Origin of the sequence: Mesorhizobium sp. 113-1-2, from assembly GCF_016756475.1 — a bacterium.
Lineage (GTDB): Bacteria > Pseudomonadota > Alphaproteobacteria > Rhizobiales > Rhizobiaceae > Mesorhizobium > Mesorhizobium loti_C.
On record NZ_AP023242.1, the window covers coordinates 505,558 to 523,948 of the forward strand.

Genomic DNA, 18,391 nt, shown 5'->3' on the forward strand with positions numbered 1-18,391 from the left:
GTTTCGGATGATCGAATATAGACGGGCTAGTTACCCGAACGCATCGCCACTGTGGCGATGCCAGCGCCGACCAGCAGCGTGCCGCCGGTGCGGTTGAAGATGCGGATTGCCTTGGGATTGCGCACGACATTGCGGGCGCGTGCCGCGGCCAGCGCATAGCCGAAGGCATTGGCGAAGGCGAGCGCCAGGAAGGTCGTCTCGAAGATCAGCATCTGCGTCCAGAAATTGACATGCCGGTCGAGGAACTGCGGCAGGAAGGCGACGAAGAAGGTGATGCTTTTCGGGTTGAGCGCGGTGACCAGCCAAGCATGCGCCATCATCTTGGCCGAGGATACCGCATCGGTTCGCGGTTCTGCCTTCAGCGCGCCGCCGGCGCGGAACAGCTTTACGCCCAGATAGATCAGATAGCCGGCGCCGATCAGCTTCAGGATGGTGAAGACACCAGCCGAAGCGGCGAGCAGCGCGCCAATGCCGAGCATCGACAAGGTCATGGCGGTGAAGTCGCCCAACGCCACGCCGACCGCCATCGGCAGGGCGGTGCGCCAGCCCTGGCCCAGCGCATAGGACACGACCAGCAGGATGGTCGGACCCGGAATGATGAGGAGGATGGTCGACGCGGCGGCGAAAGCGGCCCAGTTCTCGAAGGACATGTCTGTCTCCCTTGGGTTAAGGAAAAGGATAAATCCTCAGCCCAGGGAGAATGTAAAGAGGCCTGATTTTTGTTTTTACGCAATTCCGGAAGGCAACCCGCCGCGCCGGAATTGCCGCGATATCAATTGCGCCAAAGGCAGGTCGGCGTCAGTTCGCGCCGCCCAGCGTGCTCACGATATCGGCCAGGCTGACATCGGCACCGAGAACCAATGCGACCGCGGCAATGGCAGCGGCAAAAAGCGTGATGTCGGTTTTTAACGTCTTGCACATGGAGGCCCCTCGCTGATCGCCTGATGGGGTAGGAGAGGCCGGTGCCGGGATTATGACCCGAACTGGGTGTTTTTGTGCAGGAGCGCCCGGTTGGCGCATCATTCGCGACGGCCTGAGACTGCCAGGCAAGGCGCAAATGCAGGCGGCGCAAGGCATTCACGCTTTATCAACCATGAATGATGAAAATGCCCGCTATCCGGCCGGACCGTGCTTCCCGCCGACAGCGTAGGGTTTGGGTATATGCGTGAGTTGCCGCAAGGTCTGACGCCGCCACGAAACGGCGACGCAATCGATACCGATCATCTTCTTTCCCGCCGCGCCATCCTGTCCGGAGCAGGCGCGCTGGCACTGCTCAGCGCCGCCGGCTGTTCGACCTCGGGTGACGGCATGCCGGCGCTGGAACTAGACAATACGGTCACCGGTTCCGTGCCGCCGATGCGGCCGGCGATCAGCGTCGACAAGAACGTCACCAGCCCCGACCTGATGTATGCCGGATTGACGGACAACGGTTTCAACGTGCCCGAGGTGCCGTATCTGAAGGTCAAGCCGGAATTCCGCCGCCAGATCGTCGTCGACACCACCGGCGAGGCGCCCGGCACCATCGTGGTCCACCTCAAGGAGCGCATGCTCTATCTCGTCCAGCCGGGTGGTGACGCCATCCGCTATGGCGTCGGCATCGGCAAGGACGGCTTCCGCTGGTCCGGCCGCGCCAACATCCAGTACGGCAGGGAATGGCCTACCTGGACGCCGCCGCCGGAAATGATCCAGCGCAAGCCCGAACTGGTGAAGTGGCAAGGCGGCCAGCCCGGCGGCCTCACCAATCCGCTTGGGGCGCGCGCGCTCTACATCTACCAGGACGGCAAGGATACTGGCTACCGCATCCATGGCTCGCCCGAATGGTGGAGCATCGGCCAGGCGATGTCGTCGGGCTGCGTGCGCCTGATCAACCAGGACATTATCGACCTCTACAGCCGCGTTTCGAAGAAAAACCCGGTCGTCGTCATGTGATCCTTTGTCCCTCTGTTTCTCCCGTTGCGTGATGCGGCAAGACAGGCCAAGGTGCCTTGAAAACCATCGCTCGGGAGACGTCAGGAATGGCTGGAACTTTTGTTATCGCGCAAGGCGGCGGCCCGACCGCCGTCATCAACCAGACTGTGGTCGGTGCCACGCTGGAGATCCGTAAGCGGCATCCCGGCGCCAAGGTGCTGGGTTCCATCCATGGCGTGCGCGGCATCCGTGACGGCAATTATGTCGACCTCTCCGCCATCCCGGAAGACCGGCTGCGGCTGATTGCCGGAACGCCGAGTGCAGCGCTCGGCTCGACGCGCGACAAGCCGGATGCCGCCTATTGCGACGTGATCCTCAACGGGCTGAAGAAAGCCGGCGCCGATGCCTTCATCTATATCGGTGGCAACGACACGTCGGGCACGCAGCAGATCCTGACCGATGCCGCCGGCGGCTCCATCGCTTTCGTCCATGCGCCGAAGACGATCGACAATGATCTCGAGGAAAACGACCACACGCCGGGCTTCATCTCGGCGGCCGAGTTCGTCGCCGGCGCCTTCCTGTCCGTCGATCTCGATTTCCGTGCGCTCCCCGGCATCTATGTCGGCATCGTCATGGGCCGGCATGCCGGTTTTCTCACCGCAGCCGCCGCGGCCTGGCAACTCGATCCAGACAGCGGACCGCATCTGGTCTACGTGCCGGAACGACCATTCTCCGCGGCCGGCTTCATAGACGACGTGCGCGCCACGCTCGACCGCCACAAGCGCTGCATCGTCGCCGTGTCGGAAGGGGTGAGCACCGCCGACGGCAAGGCACTGGTCGAAAGCCTGGTGCCGCCGGAAAAGCTCGAGCGCGACGCGCATGGCAACGTCAAATTGTCGGGCAGCGACCTGCCGGCCGCACTCGAACGTGCATTGGCCGAGGGGCTGCCGGGCAAGCGGGCCCGCGTCGACGCACTCGGCTACATGCCGCGCGGCTATGTCGGCGCCATCAGCGCCGTCGACGCGCAGGAGGCATTCGATGCCGGCGCCTTCGCCGTCTCCGTCGCCGAACAGGGTGGCGGCTCGGTGGCGCTGCAATTTGACGGCACGAAAACCGTGCTGAAGAAGGTGCCGCTGAAAAACGTCGCCGGCAAGACCCGCCACATGCCGGACAATTTCATGAAACCCGACGTCAACCAGCTGTCGGAGGCCGGCATGGCCTATCTCAAGCGGCTGGTGCCGGAAAAGTACAAGGTCGGGAAGCCGTTCGTTTGATGTCAGGCTCACACCTGATGCCGGGCTCACTTGTGATGCCGGAATGGTTCAGCAAGAGCATCGTCGACGACAGGACGACGATGCTGACCGAGCCGTTCGTGCATGAGTATGTGCGTGCCAATATCTGGCATCTGCGCGGCCGCGACGCCGACCTCGTGGTCGACACCGGCATGGGCATCTGCCCGCTGGCGCCGGAGATCGAGATGCCTCGGGGCAAACCGCTGCTGGTTGTCGCCACGCACATCCATCTCGATCACGTCGGCTCGCTGCACGAATTTCCGTGGCGGGCGGGGCCGAAGATGAGTGCCGCGCATTTCGAGAGCATGGATGAGGCGGCGACCTACGCCTACATGTTCCATGATCTCGAAGGCGCTGTGTCGAAATTGCCGGCGCCGGGCTGGAAGGCAGCCGACTACAAGATCCCCTCGGCACCGCTGACGCGGACGCTTGACGAGGGCGATCTCATCGATCTCGGCGACCGGCAATTCCGCGTCCTGCATCTGCCCGGGCATTCGCCGGATTCGATCGCGCTTCTCGACGAGACCGACGGGCTGTTTTTCAGCGGCGACGCCATCTATGACGACACGCTGATCGACTCGCTGCCGGATTCCGACCGTGCCGCCTATATCAGCACCATGCAGCGGCTGCTCGACCTGCCGATCCGCATCGGCCATGGCGGCCACGGACCGAGTTTCGACGGCAAGCGCATGCGTGAGATCGCGACGGATTATCTGCGCCGGCATGACGATCCGTAAGCGTTCCCTGAATTAAATCTTCGTAAGGTCGCCCAAAAACCCTAATTCGGGCCGATCGGCACCCTAGATACCCTGGTGTCGATCCGGCCGGCCGCCATGTACGGCGAGACAGGCAATCCGGTCGTCGACACGCCGACGGGTGCTTCCTCCCAAGATACCCGCGGCGCCAGATCAACCCTCGCCCGGACAGAACGACCATGTCACCTCTTGGTATTCTTCGTAGGCATCGCGTCGCCGCCCTGCTGGGCGCTGCGCTGATCATCTCCCCCGTCGTCGTCTCGTTCGCCCAGAGCGCGAACAGCACCGGCGTCAGCAAAATTGTCGCGACGACCCAGACGCCGGTTGCCGGCATCACCGCCCCCAATGGCTCGTTCGCGCCGATCGTGGCGGCCGACAAACCGGCGGTGGTCACGGTCACAACCGTGATGAAAGCGCAGACGGCAAATGACGACGACGGCATGCCTCTCGGCAACTCGCCGTTCGACCAGTATTTCCGCCAGTTCTTCGGCGACCAGGGCATGCCCGCTCCGCGGACACCCCCGCAGCAGGCGCCACGGGCCGAAGCGCTCGGTTCCGGCTTCATCGTCAGTGCCGACGGCACGATCGTCACCAACAATCACGTCGTCGACGGCGCCTCCTCGATCAAGGTGACGCTCGACGACGGCACCGAACTTCCCGCCAAGCTTGTCGGGCGTGACGCCAAGAACGACCTTGCCGTGCTCAAGGTCAAGACCGACAAGTCCTTGCCGACGGTCAAATGGGGCGATTCCGACAAGCTTATGACCGGCGACCAGGTGCTGGCGATCGGCAATCCGTTCGGCATCGGCACCACGGTGACGGCCGGCATCGTTTCGGCACGCGGCCGCGACCTGCATAGCGGGCCGTTCGACGATTTCATCCAGATCGACGCGCCGATCAACCACGGCAATTCCGGCGGCCCGCTGGTGGATGTGAACGGCAATGTCGTCGGTATCAACACGGCAATCTATTCGCCCAATGGCGGCAGTGTCGGCGTCGGCTTCGCCATCCCGTCCGACCAGGCCCAAAAGGTCGTCGCCAAGCTGATGAAGGACGGCTCGATCCAGTACGGTTATCTCGGCGTCGAAATCCAGCCGGTGACGCCTGACGTGGCAAGCGCCATCGGGCTCGATCATGCCAGCGGCGCGCTGGTCTCCAAGGTCAATGACAGCTCGCCCGCCGCCAGCGCCGGCGTCGAAGCCGGCGACGTCATCACCGGCTTCGCCGGACAGGATGTGAAGGATCCCAAGGATCTGTCGCGCGCCGTCGCCGATGTCGCGCCTGGCGCCAAGGAGATGCTGGATGTCTGGCGCAAGGGCAAGGCGATGCAGATTTCCGTCGATGTCGGGCAAAACAGCGACGATGTGAAGACGGCATCGACCGATAATTCCGGCACGCCGAGCACCGAACAGGGCTCCCGCGCGCCGGCGATCGGCCTTGGCCTGATGGACCTCACATCAGACATTCGCCAGCAGATGAACCTCGCCGACAACGAGCATGGCGCGTTGGTTGCGCGCGTCAATCCCGACAGGGCGGCGGCCGCTGCCGGCATCCAGCCGGGCGATATCATCGTCGCGGTCAACCAGGCCCCGGTGAAGAGCGCCAAGCAGGTCACGCAGGCGATCGCGCAGGCCAGCAGATCCGGCCGCAAGTCGGTGCTGCTGCTGGTCGAACGCGACGGTGGCCAGATCTATGTCGCGGTGCCGTTCGCCAATGGCTGAGCCGCGACACGGATGGATATGAAGGTCGATGTGGCGGGCTTGTCGGTGACGAGCCCGCCACATCGGTGTCCGGCTAAAGTTTGCGCAGCGCCACTTCCTCGATCAGGTGGTCGGCGCCCTTTCGCAAAATGAGATCGGCGCGGGCGCGCGTCGGCAGAATGTTTTCGCGCAAATTCTTCAGATTGATGTTGGTCCACAGGCCTTCGGCGATGGCGCGCGCCGCTTCCTCCGAAAGCTGCGAGTAGCGGTGGAAGAACGAGTCCGGATTGCGGAAAGCGGTCTCGCGCAGCCGCATAAAGCGCGAGATGTACCATTCGTGGATCAGCTTCTCGTCGGCATCGATATAGATGGCGAAGTCGAAAAAGTCGGACAGGAAGGGCACGATCTTGCCGTCCTGCGGCAGCTTGCCCGGCTGCAGGACATTGATGCCTTCGAAGATCAGAATGTCGGGCCGGTCGATGGTGACGAACTCGCCGGGAATGACGTCATAGGTAAGGTGCGAATAGACCGGCGCGCGGACATCGGGCAGCGCCGACTTGATGCCTGACAGGAAGCGCAGCAGCGCCCCGACATCATAGCTGTCGGGAAAACCCTTGCGTTCCATCAGGTTTTCGCGGCGCAGAACCTCATTGGGCAGCAGAAAACCGTCGGTGGTGATGAGATCGACCTTGGGGCTCGATGGCCAGCGCGCCAGAAGCTCCTTCAGCACGCGTGCGGTGGTCGATTTGCCGACCGCGACGGAGCCGGCAATGCCGATGATGAACGGCGTCTTGACGATATCGACGGCGTTGAAGAAAGCCTGGCGCTGTCGAAACAGCAGTTGGCTCGCCTCGACATGGGCGGACAGCAGCCGCGACAGCGACAGGTAGATGCGCTTGACCTCCTCGAGGTCGACCGGATCGTTGAGCGATCGCAGCCGGCGGAACTCGTCCTCGCTCAGCGTCAGCGGTGTGTCGGCGCGGAATCGCGACCATTGCTCGGCGGAGAAGAAACGAAAGGGGGAATATTTCTCGGTTGGCGCGAGCTGATCCATCGAGATACCTGCCCTCCCTCGCGGTCAGCCCTTGGGCCGTGACGCCTTCTCGGCGATGCCCGAACGCCCGGTGCGGCCTTCGAGCTCCTTGAGCACGTCGCTTAACGGAACACCCGAGAGGCCGAGAACGACAAGCCAATGATATATAAGATCGGCACTTTCGGAAACGAGGCCCTGTCTGTCGCCCTTGACGGCGGCAATCACCGTCTCGACCGCCTCCTCGCCAAGCTTTTGGGCCGCCTTGTCGATGCCGCGCGCGAATAGTTTCGCTGTCCAAGAGTCCGGATCGCCGGAATGAGCGCGCTCATGGACGATTTTTTCCAGATCGGACAGCGAAAATTCAGCCATGGCGCCTGAGAGCCTTTTTCTTAGCCGGAAAGCCTCTAGGGCCGTTCGCCCGAGGAGTCCAGCCGCATCGGCAACCCCGCGGCGGCCATATGCGCCTTGGCCTGCGCGATCGTGTAGGTGCCGAAATGGAAGATCGAGGCCGCCAGCACGGCGCCGGCATGGCCGTCGCGAATGCCTTCGACCAGGTGATCCAGCGTGCCGACGCCGCCCGACGCGATGACCGGCGCGCGCACCGCATCGGCGATCGCACGTGTCAGCGCGATATCATAACCGGCCTTGGTGCCGTCGCGGTCCATCGAGGTCAGCAAGATCTCGCCGGCGCCGCGATCGACCATTTTGCGGGCGAATTCGACCGCGTCGATGCCGGTCTTCTCGCGTCCGCCATGGGTGAATATCTCCCAACGGTCGGCCTCGCCGGCGCCGGAGACCTTCTTGGCGTCGATGGCGACGACGATGCATTGATTGCCGAACTTATCGGCCGCTTCGGCGACGAAATCCGGGTTCTTCACCGCCGCCGTGTTGATCGACACCTTGTCGGCGCCGGCCAGAAGCAGCTTCCTGATGTCGGCGACCTGGCGCACGCCGCCGCCGACGGTCAGCGGCATGAAGCACTGTTCGGCGGTGCGGGCAATGACATCGAAGATGGTTTCACGGTTGTCGGACGAGGCGGTGATGTCGAGAAAGCAGAGCTCGTCGGCACCGGCGGCGTCATAGGCCTTGGCCGCCTCGACCGGGTCGCCGGCGTCGATGAGATCGACGAAGTTGACGCCCTTGACGACACGGCCGTCCTTGACGTCGAGACACGGGATGACGCGGGCTTTCAGCATCAGCGGCCCTCTATCGTGGCGATGAGATCGTTGAGCAGCTTGCCGACCTGCGGCGGAACGTCGGCCTGCGCGTCGAAAGCCGGATCGTAAGCGGAAACGGTGATGCCAACGACCGGTATGGCAAGCGCCATCGCACAGGCGGCGTCGCGCAACTGTTCGGGGCTCGGCCCGCCAGACGTGACATAGCGGTTGGCCTGCAGATCCTTGGGGTCGTGCACGTCGAGATCGAGGTGCATGTGCACGCTTTTGGCACCTGCGGCCTGCAGCTTTTGCGTCGCTTGCGCCACGCCGGCACATTCGGTGCGAATCACCGGCAAGGTGTTGAGGATCTGCTCCTCGGCCGGATCGAGATCACGGGCGTTGAGGAGCACGCAGCGTGACGGGTCGATCGGCTTGAAGCCAGGAATGGCTGACGCCATCGGGCGCCAGCACAGGCCAAGCACGGTCGCCAGCGCCATGCCGTCGAGAAAGCCAAATACCGATGTCTCGGGCGTGTTGAGGTCGCCATGCTGATCGGCCCAGATGATCGCATCGGCGCCCTCGCCGGCGACCGCGCCGGCTGATGTCAGGCAGTTTCCGGCCAGCACGATGGGGAACCGTCCCCTATCGATGGCAATGCGGACCTCGCCCGAGACGGCGTTGCAGACGGCAAAACCGGTGGCGATCTCGCGCTCCTGCTCGGCACCGACCCTGCCGATATCCTCGACCGCGACGTCGTGGCCGGCCATAGTCAGGGCGTCGACGAGACCGCCTGATATCAGCGCATCCGGACCCTGGCCCATGCCGCCGTGATAGTGGCCGCTGTCATAGGAGGCGAGGATAATGGTGATTTTCACGATTTTGCCTCCGCCGCCGACCGGCCCCGCAGGATCGCCAGTGCCTCGGCGGGATCGATGCGGCCGTCATAGAGCGCGCGGCCCGAGATGGCGCCTTCGAGCTTCTGCGCGTCAGGCATGGTCATGCGCACGATGTCGGCGATCGAGGCAAGGCCGCCCGACGCGATGACCGGGATCGAGACGGCGTCGGCGAGACCGATGGTTGAGTCCCAGTTGATGCCGGTCAGCACGCCGTCGCGATCGATGTCGGTGTAGATGATGGCGGCGACGCCGGCGCCCTCGAATTTCCTCGCCAGTTCGATGACGCCGAGGCTCGACGCCTCGGCCCAGCCCTCGACCGCCACCTTGCCGCCCTTGGCGTCGATGCCGACGGCCACCTTGCCTGGAAAAGCCTTGCAGGCCTGCCTGACCAGCTCGGGATCGCGCACCGCCACCGTGCCGAGGATGACACGGGCGAGGCCGCGGTCGAGCCAGTCCTCGATCTGCGCCAGCGTGCGGATGCCGCCGCCGAGCTGCACCGGGTTCTTCGTCGCCTTGAGGATGGCGCCGACCGCCGCGCTGTTGACGCTCTGGCCCTGGAAGGCGCCGTTGAGGTCGACGACGTGCAGCCATTCGAAGCCCTGATCCTCGAAGGCCTTTGCCTGCGCGGCGGGATCATCATTGTAGATGGTCGCGGTCGCCATATCGCCGTGCTTCAGGCGCACGCATTGGCCGTCCTTGAGGTCGATGGCAGGGAAAAGGATCACGATTCAGGCGCCCTCAACGAAAACCGGTGTCCACTTTTCGGGATCATGGTCTATGGCCTCCAACGGAGGAAATTGGTGATCAGCGCCAGCCCCAGCGCCTGGCTCTTTTCGGGATGGAACTGCGTGCCGACGAGATTGTCGCGGGCGACGGTCGCCGTCACCGGGCCACCATAGTCGGCGACTGCCAGAACCTCGTCCGCCTTGCGTGCATCGAGATGGTAGGAATGGACGAAATAGGCGTGCAGCCCCGCTGGTCCGGTCGGGATGCCGGCAAACAGCGGATGCTGGCGCCTGAGCTCGATCGTGTTCCAGCCGATCTGCGGGATCTTCAGCGCCGGATCGGCCGGCGTGATCTCCTTGACGTCGCCGGATATCCAGCCAAAGCCATGGGTGACGGTCTTTTCCAGGCCGCGCTGCGACATCAGCTGCATGCCGACGCAGATGCCAAGGAAGGGCCGGCCCTTGGCGATGGCGACATCCTCGACCGCTTCCCACATGCCGTCGACGGCGCGCAGGCCTGCCGCGCAGTCGGCATAGGCGCCGACGCCCGGCAGGACGATGCGGTCGGCGCTGCGCACCCGGTCGGCATCCGCCGTCAGGTCGATTTCGGCCGATATGCCGGCTTCGCGCGCGGCGCGCTCGAAGGCCTTGGTGGCCGAGCGCAGATTGCCCGAGCCGTAGTCGATGATTGCTACCCGCATGTCAGCGCCGTCCCGGTATGTGGGTCAGGCCCAGCGCCATGCCCGGCTGCGCCGGGCGCGCCAGGGCAGCGTCCGGAACGATGCGCGGCGCGGGAGTGGTCTCCTCGGCATGCCTCTCGACCTCCAGCGCATAGCGGATGTCGGCATCGTCGAGCCGGCCGGCCTGAACCACGCCCCATTCATGCCAGCCGCGCCGGCGCAGCGCCGCGATACGCAACCCCTGCCCTTCGAGGCCGACATAGAGCGATACCAGCAGCGACAGCAGCGAACTGGCCAATCCGAGGCCAAGTTCCTGGCCAGCCATCGAGAGCAGGCTCATGACGATGAAGGCAAGTCCTGCTTCGATCCACAGCCGGTGCCAGACGAGCCACAGCGGCGGCACCAGCAGGCCGAGCCAGGTGAAGCCGTCACGGATAAAGGCTGTTGTGTCGACCTTCTCACTGCGGCCGGGCGGTTCCATCACGACATAGGTGGCCATGACCTATCCCTTCAACGATCCCTTGGTGGAGGGAACCGCGTCCGGCTGGCGCGGGTCGGGCTCGAGTGCCGCGCGCAGCGCGCGCGCCACCGCCTTGAAACAGGTTTCGGCGATGTGGTGGTTGTTGGCGCCATAATGGTTGGTGACATGCAGCGTGATGCCGGCATTCTGGGCCAGCGCCTGGAAGAATTCCCGCACCAGTTCGGTGTCGAAGGTGCCGATCTTGGGCGACGAAAAGGACACGTTCCAGACCAGGAAAGGCCGGCCGGACACGTCGATCGCCGCGCGCGTCAGCGTCTCGTCCATGGCAAGGTCGATCGAGGCATAGCGCATGATGCCGCGCCGTTCGCCCAGCGCCTTGGTCAAGGCCTGGCCAAGCGCGATGCCGGTGTCCTCGACCGTGTGATGGTCGTCTATGTGCAGGTCGCCCTTGGCCCTGACCGTCATGTCGATCAGCGAGTGGCGCGAAAGCTGATCCAGCATGTGGTCGAAGAAGCCGACGCCCGTGGCGATATCGGATTTGCCCGAGCCGTCGACATGGACCGACACCGAAATGTCGGTTTCCTTGGTCTTGCGGCTGGCTTCGGCGGATCGGGGCGCCATGACCTTGTCCTTGTCTCAGGGTTTCAAAGCTCGAGAGACGAGCTTCGAGCATTCCCCGGCTTGAAAACGAAAGCCTTCTAGCAGCATGATCCGGCGATTGCCAGTTGCCATCCCGGCCGCTATCGAGCGGTTTGCAATCATTGGTCCCGTGCATACATATGGCCGATCGAAGTTACTCGTACCGCGCCAATCGCCTCTTTGGGATCGCGCGAATCGGAGCCAGGAATGTCAAATGAACTGACCATGCACGCCACGACCATCGTGACGGTGCGCAAGGGCAACAAGGTGGTGATCGCCGGCGACGGCCAGGTCAGCCTTGGCCAGACCATCATGAAGGGTAATGCCCGCAAGGTCCGCCGCATCGGCAAGGGCGGCAATGTGATCGCCGGTTTCGCCGGCGCCACCGCGGATGCCTTCACGCTGCTGGAACGGCTGGAAGCCAAGCTCGAACAATATCCCGACCAGCTGACGCGCGCCTGCGTCGAGCTGGCCAAGGACTGGCGCACCGACCGCTATCTGCGCCGGCTGGAGGCGATGATGCTGGTGGCCGACAAGTCGGTCTCGCTGGCGCTGACCGGCACCGGCGACGTGCTCGAACCCGAACATGGTGTCATGGCCATCGGTTCGGGCGGCAATTACGCACTGGCCGCCGCTCGCGCGCTGATGGACACCGACAAGGACGCCGAGGAGATCGCCCGCAAGGCGATGCAGATCGCGTCCGACATCTGCGTCTACACAAACAACAATTTCGTCATCGAAACGCTCGATGCCGCCTGAGAAGGTGGTGCTCTACGATTTTCGGCCGGTGACTGAAAAGGACCTGCCGATGATCGCCGGCTGGCTCGCCGAGCCGCATGTGGCCGAGTGGTGGGACGATCCGGAGACGGAAATCGCCGAGATTCGCGATCATATCGACTCGATTTCGGTCGAGCCGCTGATCGTCGAACTCGACGGCAAGCCGATCGCCTATCTGCAGAGCTACGACCCGCATCTGGAAGACGACCATCCCTATGCCGACCAGCCGTTCGGCACGCTCGGCATCGATTTGTCAATCGGCCGGCCGGAACTGGTCGGCATCGGCCATGGTTCGGCGATCGTGCGCCAGTTCGTCGAAGATCTGTTCGAGGAAGGTGTGCCCCGCGTCATCATTGACCCCGATCCGGCCAATCTCAGGGCCACCCGCGCCTATGAAAAGGCCGGATTCCGGGCCATAGACCGCAGGCAATCGGTCTATGGCGACGTCGTGCTGATGGCGATCGATGCCGACGATGATGAAGAGGGGAAATAACCAGATGAACACACCAGCCGCGGACGATGGCTATTCGGCCTATGAAGACAGCTGGCGCATGGGTCTTCTGCTCGTCCTTGGCCTGCTCATCTTCCAGGCCGGAGCTCTCTATGGCATGGGCCGGACACCGATCTGCACCTGCGGCTACGTCAAACTCTGGCATGGCGTGGTGAACAGTTCGGAGAATTCTCAGCACATTTCCGACTGGTACACCTTCTCGCACATCATCCACGGCTTCCTGTTCTATGCCTTGGCGAAGTTCCTGTTCCCGCGGTCGCCGGTCGGCTTGCGGCTGGCCTTCGCCGTCCTCATCGAGGGCGGCTGGGAATTGCTGGAGAACAGCCCGTTCATCATCGACCGCTACCGCGCCGGCACCATCTCGCTCGATTATTACGGCGACAGCATCATCAATTCGGTGTCCGACACACTGGCCATGGTGCTGGGATTTGTGATGGCGCGAAGGCTACCTATATGGGTGATCGTCAGCCTCGCCATCCTTTTCGAACTGGGTACTGGCTATCTCATCCGGGACAATCTGACACTCAACGTGATCATGCTGCTGCATCCGTTCGAGGCCATCAAGCAGTGGCAAAGTGGAATTTAGATTATGACGACATTTTCTCCCCGCGAAATCGTTTCGGAACTCGACCGCTTCATCATCGGCCAGAAGGACGCCAAGCGCGCCGTGGCCATCGCCTTGCGCAACCGCTGGCGCCGCCAGCAGCTGGTAGGTCAGATGCGCGAAGAGGTGATGCCGAAGAACATCCTGATGATCGGGCCGACCGGCGTCGGCAAGACCGAGATTTCGCGCCGCCTGGCGCGGCTGGCCGGTGCGCCTTTCGTCAAGGTCGAGGCGACCAAGTTCACCGAAGTCGGCTATGTCGGCCGCGACGTCGAGCAGATCATCCGCGACCTCGTCGAAATCGCCATCGGCCTGGTGCGCGAGAAGATGCGTGAGGACGTCAAGGCGCGCGCCCACATCAACGCCGAGGAACGCGTGCTGGAAGCGCTGGTCGGCAAGACGGCGAGCCCGGCGACGCGTGACTCTTTCCGCAAGAAGCTGCGCGACGGCGAACTCGACGACAAGGAAATCGAGATCGAAGTGGCCGACACTGGCAATGGCGGCATGCCTGGCTTCGAGATCCCCGGCATGCCGGGCGCCAATATCGGCGTGCTCAACATCAACGACATGCTGTCGAAGGCGATGGGCGGCAAGAAGACCAAGTCGCGCAAGACGACGGTGAAGGAATCCTACGATCTGCTGGTCAGCGACGAGTCCGACAAGCTGCTTGACCAGGACGAGGTGGTGCGCCGGGCGCTCGACGCGACGGAAAATGACGGCATCGTCTTCCTCGACGAGATCGACAAGATTGCGGCCAGATCCGACATCTCCGGCGGGCCTTCGCGCGAAGGCGTGCAGCGTGACCTGCTGCCGCTGGTCGAAGGCACGACGGTGGCGACCAAATACGGGCCGTTGAAGACGGACCATATCCTGTTCATCGCCTCAGGTGCGTTCCATGTCTCGAAGCCGTCCGACCTGCTGCCCGAATTGCAGGGCCGCCTGCCGATCCGCGTCGAGCTGCGCGCGCTGGAAAAGGAGGATTTCGTCCGCATCCTGACCGAGACGGAAGCCAGCCTGATCAAGCAGTATATCGCGCTGATGAAGACCGAGGGCGTCGACCTCACCTTCACCGACGATGCCATCGATTCGCTGGCCGGCATCGCCGTCGACCTCAACGCCAGCGTCGAGAATATCGGCGCCCGGCGGCTGCAGACGGTGATGGAGCGGGTGCTGGACGAGATTTCGTATGACGCGCCCGACCGCAACGGCACATCGGTCACCATCGACGCCGCCTATGTGGAAAAGCATGTCGGCGATCTCGCGCGAAACACAGATTTGTCGCGTTTCATCCTTTAAACGACGGTAGCGGGTCATTCCGGTGCCGGCTTAGGCAATATTCCGGCGAACAGAACCATGTGTGGCCAGATGGTACCATCTGGCCACCTTTCGTCTTGCCGGGTGAAGGGGCGCTCTCGACTCAACTCTGAGCTTTACCTAGTTTGCCCGCAAAATCTGCAGGCGGCGGCGCATGAAAAAACTCATCCTGGTCCTTCTCGGCTTGACGCTGGCGGCGACGCTGTTCGCCGCCGATGCCGCGACATTGGTGCCGCCGGGAAACCGTAATGCCGAGCAGCCCGACATTCCCGGTGCCTCGAGCCGGCGCACGCAGGCGACCAACACCACCTTCCAGGCGAAATACCGCAAGGTCTATGCCTTGCTGCAGAACGACCCCGATCTGCGCGGCAAGATCAAGAAGGCCGCTGCCGCCTATGGCATCGATCCCATGCACATCGTCGGCGCCATTGTCGGCGAACACACCTACAATGTCGACGCCTATGACCGGCTGCAGACCTATTACGTCAAGGCGATCTCCTACCTCTCCAGCAAGCTGTCCTTCGCCTATGAGGGCGAGGACATCACCGATTTCGTGCAGCGGCCGGAATTCAAGAAATGCGCTGCTATGTCCGACAGCTATGATCTGTGGGAATGCCGCGAGCAGGTGTGGAACCATGCGTTTCGCGGCAAGAATGTTGGCGGCGAGGACTTTCCCGACGACCGCTTCGGCGCCACCTTCTTCCAGCCCTATTATGCCGGCCAGACTTTCGGCCTCGGCCAGCTGAACCCCTTGACCGCCCTGCAGATGAGCGATCTCGTGCACAAGGTGTCGGGCTTGCCGAAGCTCGACGTCAGCGACCCCAATTCGGTCTACAAGACGATCATGGATCCAGACCTGACCTTGCCCTACGTCGCGGCGACGATCAGGAAATCGATCGATGCCTACAAGAGCATTGCCGGCTTCGACATTTCGGGCAATCCGGGACTGACCGCCACGCTCTACAATGTCGGCAACCCGGAGCAGCGCGCCTATGCACTGAAGGCGGAGAACGACAAGCGCCGCGCCGCCGGTGAGCCGGAAAAATTGCCGGAGGAGAATTATTACGGCTGGCTGGTCAACGACAAACTGCCGGAACTGAAAGCGCTGTTCTAGGCGCGCCTTAGGCCGCCAGCAACGACTTCAGCTTGACGGCCTGCGACCCCAACGCTTCCGGCGCCGGCCTTGCCTGCTTGCCGATCAGCATTTCGGCCAGCCTGATGTCGCGGGCAACCGCATTGCCGGGACCGATGCCGCTGGCGGCGACCAGCCTGCCGTCCCCAGCCAGATGGAAGAGGATGAAGGCGCCGTCGCCGAGATCGCGGCGCACGGTGCTTCGGCCTTCGTCCGAAAGGCCTGCGATCTGCAGCGACAAGCCATATTGATCCGACCAGAACCACGGCACCGCCGCATGCGCCTCGCGGGCACCGAGCATGTTTTTGGCGGCCAGCGCGCCCTGTTCCTGCGCATTGCGCCAGGCTTCGAGCCGCACACGGCGGCCGCCATAGACGGCAAGCGGGAAAGAACAGCAGTCGCCGGCGGCAAAGATGTCGGGATCGCTGCTGCGCAGCTCGGCATCGACCGCAATGCCGTTGTCGATCGTCAGGCCGGCTTCCGCCGCGAGCCCGGTCGCCGGCACGGCACCAATGCCGATAATGGCGAGATCGGCTGTGATTTCGCGTCCGCCGGCAAGCGTCACGCGCACCTCTTTGCCGTCGTCGGCGATGGACGCGATGCCGTCACCGCACAGTATGTCGACGCCTTCGGCGACGTGCGCCTGATGGATGATTTCAGCGATTTCGGCCGGAACGCCGCGCATCAGGATGCGCGGCTGCGCCTCTATGACGGTGACGGAAGCGCCGAGCTTGCGGGAAGCGGCGGCAAGTTCGAGGCCGATGAAACCGCCGCCGATGACGGCGATGCGGCTGCCGGCGCTGAGATGGGCGCGAATGGCCAGCGCATCGGCGAAAGTTCTGAGGTAGACGCAGCGCGCGCCGAGGCCAGGCATCGGCAGTTTGCGCGGGGTCGAGCCGGTGGCCAGCAGGAGCTTGTCGTAGGGCAGCACCGAACCGTCCGAGAGGCGCACCATATGCGCCATGCGATCGATCGCAACGGCCTGGACGGAACGGATATGCCGGATCGATTTCTCGGCCAGGATCGCGTCGCTGGCGAGCGCCTTGATTTCCGGCGCGTCGCTGACCATCGCCTCCTTGGACAGAGGCGGCCGTTCGTAGGGCAGATGCGGCTCGTCGCCGACCAGCGTCACCGGCCCGTCATAGCCGAGATCGCGCAGCGCAAGGGCTGCCCGCCCGCCGCATTCGCCGGCGCCGATGATGACCATTCCCCGCGCCATATCCATCACCCGATCTGAACGAGGACTTTGCCGGCGTCGACCTTGACCGGATAGGTTTTCAGGTTGACGCAGACCGGCGCGCCCCTGGCCGCGCCGGTCTTGTAGTTGAAGCGGCCATTGTGCTTGGGGCATTCGATGATGTCGTCCATCACCAGCCCGTCGGCGAGATGCACCTTCTCATGCGTGCAAAGCCCGTCGGTGGCGAAATATTCGTCGTCCGGGCTGCGATAGATGGCGAAGGTGCGCCCGCCATGATCGAAGCGCATCACATCCTCTTCATCGATGTCGTCGGCAGCACAGGCCTCGACCCAGTCGCTCATTCAGTCCTCCCAAAAGCAATTCCAGGAAAAGTGCGAGCGGCTTTCCGTCCGGAATTTCGTTGAAACAAAGGATCCAGATCGGATCGCCGCGATCATTCCGCCGCGGCGGCGACGGCATCGCTGTGGAATTCCTCGCGGTACGGCCTGGCGGTCGGCGGCAGTTCGCGCTTGAGGAAATAGTCCTCGTTGCGCAGCTGGCGGAGGAAAACCGGGATCATCTCGCGGTAGCCTGCCAGGATCGACGGCGTCGGCGCCGGCAAATCATGCTTGATCAGTTCATGCAGCTTCGGCAGCGCATGGTAGGGCACCATCGGGAACATGTGATGCTCGACGTGATAGTTCATGTTCCAGTAGATGAAGCGGCTGACCGGGTTCATGTAGACGGTGCGGCTGTTCAGCCGATGGTCGATGACATTGTCGGCGAGGCCGCCATGCTGCAGCAGGCCGACCATGACGTGATGCCAGGCGCCATAGAGCCTGGGCAGGCCAACCAGCATCAAGGGCAGGAACGAGCCGGTGTAGAGCGCCAGGGCGATGGTCGCGGCATAGATCGCGGTCCAGATGCGGGCAATGCGGATCGCCTTGGGCTGCTCCTGCTCGGGAATGAAAGTCTTTTCGGCCGCGCTGATGTTGCCGGCGGCGTTGCGCAGCATGTCCGACATAGCATGCCAGGCATCTGTTACACCGACAAAGCCGAGCAGCGCGCGCACCAGGTCCGGCGGCCGCATGACCGAGATTTCCGGGTCGCGGCCGACGATGATGGTGTCGGTGTGATGGCGCGTGTGGCTCCAGCGCCAGGTCACCGGGTTGCGCATGATCATGAAGCAGGCGATCTGATAGACCGCATCATTCATCCACTGCGTCCGGAACGCCGTGCCGTGGCCGCATTCGTGCCAGCGTGAATCCGTCGACGAGCCGTAGAGGACGCCATAGACGAAGAAGAACGGCACGCACCACCACGTACCCCAGAACCAGGCGCTGCCGGCGCCGCTGACGAGGAGGGCGGCGAGCCAGATCGCGGTGTCGCGGATCGCCGGGCCGTCGGAGCGCTGCATCAGCTCCTTCATCTGCTTGCGGGGAATGTCGGTGTGATACCACTCGGCCGCCGACAGGCCGTTTTCGACGGCGAGCTTGGCGTCGCGGCCGATCAGGCTGTAGTCACGCCGGGACGGCGCTGCGGTCATGATTGCCTCCCTCGGCAAGGCACCCGCCCAAGCGAATGCCGCTTGCCCATTGGCTTCGAGCGTG

The 18,391-nt window shown here is 63.5% G+C and carries 22 protein-coding genes; 9 read left to right on the forward strand and 13 right to left on the reverse strand.

Features of this window, described 5'->3' with window-relative positions; genetic code table 11:
• Nucleotides 1–26: 26 nt before the first annotated feature.
• Together JN279_RS02275 and JN279_RS38645 are read right to left on the reverse strand one after the other, a co-directional pair.
• Complete coding sequence (locus JN279_RS02275) at nt 27–650, reverse strand: LysE family translocator (RefSeq protein WP_202351870.1); 624 nt, start codon at nt 648–650, stop codon at nt 27–29.
• A 148-nt stretch (nt 651–798) separates the two neighbouring features.
• Nucleotides 799–921 carry a hypothetical protein gene (locus tag JN279_RS38645; RefSeq protein ID WP_274608645.1) on the reverse strand — a complete coding sequence of 41 codons (123 nt, stop codon included), beginning with the start codon at nt 919–921 and terminating at the stop codon, nt 799–801.
• A gap of 240 nt (nt 922–1,161) precedes the next feature.
• On the opposite strand from JN279_RS38645, the gene JN279_RS02280 reads away from it, so the two are divergent.
• From JN279_RS02280 to JN279_RS02295, 4 genes are all read left to right on the forward strand, one after another.
• Nucleotides 1,162–1,929: a L,D-transpeptidase gene (locus tag JN279_RS02280; RefSeq protein WP_202351871.1), complete on the forward strand. Its 768-nt coding sequence runs from the start codon at nt 1,162–1,164 to the stop codon at nt 1,927–1,929.
• An 86-nt stretch (nt 1,930–2,015) separates the two neighbouring features.
• Nucleotides 2,016–3,182, forward strand: a complete 1,167-nt coding sequence (locus JN279_RS02285) for a diphosphate--fructose-6-phosphate 1-phosphotransferase (RefSeq protein ID WP_096452713.1) — start codon at nt 2,016–2,018, stop codon at nt 3,180–3,182.
• 35 nt (nt 3,183–3,217) lie between these two features.
• Complete coding sequence (locus tag JN279_RS02290) at nt 3,218–3,937, forward strand: MBL fold metallo-hydrolase (protein WP_202353622.1); 720 nt, start codon at nt 3,218–3,220, stop codon at nt 3,935–3,937.
• 197 nt (nt 3,938–4,134) lie between these two features.
• The gene (locus tag JN279_RS02295; protein WP_202351872.1) at nt 4,135–5,676 is read left to right on the forward strand and encodes a DegQ family serine endoprotease; all 1,542 of its coding nucleotides are present in this window, start codon (nt 4,135–4,137) and stop codon (nt 5,674–5,676) included.
• A 73-nt stretch (nt 5,677–5,749) separates the two neighbouring features.
• Here JN279_RS02295 and coaA read toward each other — a convergent pair whose 3' ends face one another.
• From coaA to hisB, 8 genes are read right to left on the reverse strand one after another with little or no spacing between them, the layout of a single operon-like run.
• Nucleotides 5,750–6,709: a type I pantothenate kinase gene (gene coaA, locus JN279_RS02300; RefSeq protein ID WP_095203116.1), complete on the reverse strand. Its 960-nt coding sequence runs from the start codon at nt 6,707–6,709 to the stop codon at nt 5,750–5,752.
• Between the two features lie 24 nt (nt 6,710–6,733).
• Nucleotides 6,734–7,057 carry a phosphoribosyl-ATP diphosphatase gene (locus JN279_RS02305; protein WP_095203115.1) on the reverse strand — a complete coding sequence of 108 codons (324 nt, stop codon included), beginning with the start codon at nt 7,055–7,057 and terminating at the stop codon, nt 6,734–6,736.
• A gap of 35 nt (nt 7,058–7,092) precedes the next feature.
• Complete coding sequence (hisF, locus tag JN279_RS02310) at nt 7,093–7,887, reverse strand: imidazole glycerol phosphate synthase subunit HisF (RefSeq protein WP_202353623.1); 795 nt, start codon at nt 7,885–7,887, stop codon at nt 7,093–7,095.
• Nucleotides 7,884–8,720 carry an arginase family protein gene (locus tag JN279_RS02315; RefSeq protein WP_202351873.1) on the reverse strand — a complete coding sequence of 279 codons (837 nt, stop codon included), beginning with the start codon at nt 8,718–8,720 and terminating at the stop codon, nt 7,884–7,886. The genes hisF and JN279_RS02315 overlap by 4 nt, the downstream gene beginning before the upstream one ends.
• Complete coding sequence (gene hisA / locus JN279_RS02320; protein ID WP_096452705.1) at nt 8,717–9,466, reverse strand: 1-(5-phosphoribosyl)-5-[(5-phosphoribosylamino)methylideneamino]imidazole-4-carboxamide isomerase; 750 nt, start codon at nt 9,464–9,466, stop codon at nt 8,717–8,719. Before hisA ends, JN279_RS02315 begins: the two co-directional genes overlap by 4 nt.
• Nucleotides 9,467–9,516: 50 nt before the next feature.
• Complete coding sequence (gene hisH, locus JN279_RS02325; RefSeq protein ID WP_096452703.1) at nt 9,517–10,167, reverse strand: imidazole glycerol phosphate synthase subunit HisH; 651 nt, start codon at nt 10,165–10,167, stop codon at nt 9,517–9,519.
• 1 nt (nt 10,168) lies between these two features.
• Complete coding sequence (locus tag JN279_RS02330) at nt 10,169–10,645, reverse strand: DUF2628 domain-containing protein (protein ID WP_202351874.1); 477 nt, start codon at nt 10,643–10,645, stop codon at nt 10,169–10,171.
• Nucleotides 10,646–10,648: 3 nt separating this feature from the next.
• The gene (hisB, locus tag JN279_RS02335) at nt 10,649–11,248 is read right to left on the reverse strand and encodes an imidazoleglycerol-phosphate dehydratase HisB (protein WP_010912875.1); all 600 of its coding nucleotides are present in this window, start codon (nt 11,246–11,248) and stop codon (nt 10,649–10,651) included.
• 225 nt (nt 11,249–11,473) lie between these two features.
• Between hisB and hslV the strand changes: the two genes are divergently transcribed.
• The 5 genes from hslV to JN279_RS02360 all read left to right on the forward strand — a co-directional run bounded on the left by hslV (nt 11,474) and on the right by JN279_RS02360 (nt 15,586).
• Nucleotides 11,474–12,025 carry an ATP-dependent protease subunit HslV gene (gene hslV, locus JN279_RS02340; protein ID WP_202351875.1) on the forward strand — a complete coding sequence of 184 codons (552 nt, stop codon included), beginning with the start codon at nt 11,474–11,476 and terminating at the stop codon, nt 12,023–12,025.
• The gene (locus JN279_RS02345; RefSeq protein ID WP_202351876.1) at nt 12,015–12,536 is read left to right on the forward strand and encodes a GNAT family N-acetyltransferase; all 522 of its coding nucleotides are present in this window, start codon (nt 12,015–12,017) and stop codon (nt 12,534–12,536) included. The genes hslV and JN279_RS02345 overlap by 11 nt, the downstream gene beginning before the upstream one ends.
• Nucleotides 12,537–12,540: 4 nt before the next feature.
• A complete protein-coding gene (locus JN279_RS02350) occupies nt 12,541–13,140 on the forward strand; it encodes a DUF2585 domain-containing protein (RefSeq protein ID WP_096452695.1) in 600 nt (199 codons plus the stop codon).
• A gap of 3 nt (nt 13,141–13,143) precedes the next feature.
• The gene (gene hslU / locus JN279_RS02355) at nt 13,144–14,454 is read left to right on the forward strand and encodes an ATP-dependent protease ATPase subunit HslU (RefSeq protein ID WP_096452693.1); all 1,311 of its coding nucleotides are present in this window, start codon (nt 13,144–13,146) and stop codon (nt 14,452–14,454) included.
• 172 nt (nt 14,455–14,626) lie between these two features.
• Nucleotides 14,627–15,586, forward strand: a complete 960-nt coding sequence (locus JN279_RS02360; RefSeq protein ID WP_202351877.1) for a DUF1402 family protein — start codon at nt 14,627–14,629, stop codon at nt 15,584–15,586.
• A gap of 7 nt (nt 15,587–15,593) precedes the next feature.
• On the opposite strand, the gene JN279_RS02365 is transcribed toward JN279_RS02360, so the two are convergent.
• The 3 genes from JN279_RS02365 to JN279_RS02375 all read right to left on the reverse strand — a co-directional run bounded on the left by JN279_RS02365 (nt 15,594) and on the right by JN279_RS02375 (nt 18,327).
• Nucleotides 15,594–16,829 (reverse strand): NAD(P)/FAD-dependent oxidoreductase, encoded by a 1,236-nt coding sequence (locus tag JN279_RS02365; RefSeq protein WP_202351878.1) that lies wholly within the window; start codon nt 16,827–16,829, stop codon nt 15,594–15,596.
• A complete protein-coding gene (locus JN279_RS02370; protein WP_096452689.1) occupies nt 16,829–17,143 on the reverse strand; it encodes a MocE family 2Fe-2S type ferredoxin in 315 nt (104 codons plus the stop codon). The genes JN279_RS02365 and JN279_RS02370 overlap by 1 nt, the downstream gene beginning before the upstream one ends.
• A gap of 92 nt (nt 17,144–17,235) precedes the next feature.
• Nucleotides 17,236–18,327, reverse strand: coding sequence for a fatty acid desaturase family protein (locus tag JN279_RS02375; protein ID WP_202351879.1), 1,092 nt, complete (start codon nt 18,325–18,327; stop codon nt 17,236–17,238).
• Nucleotides 18,328–18,391: the final 64 nt, after the last annotated feature.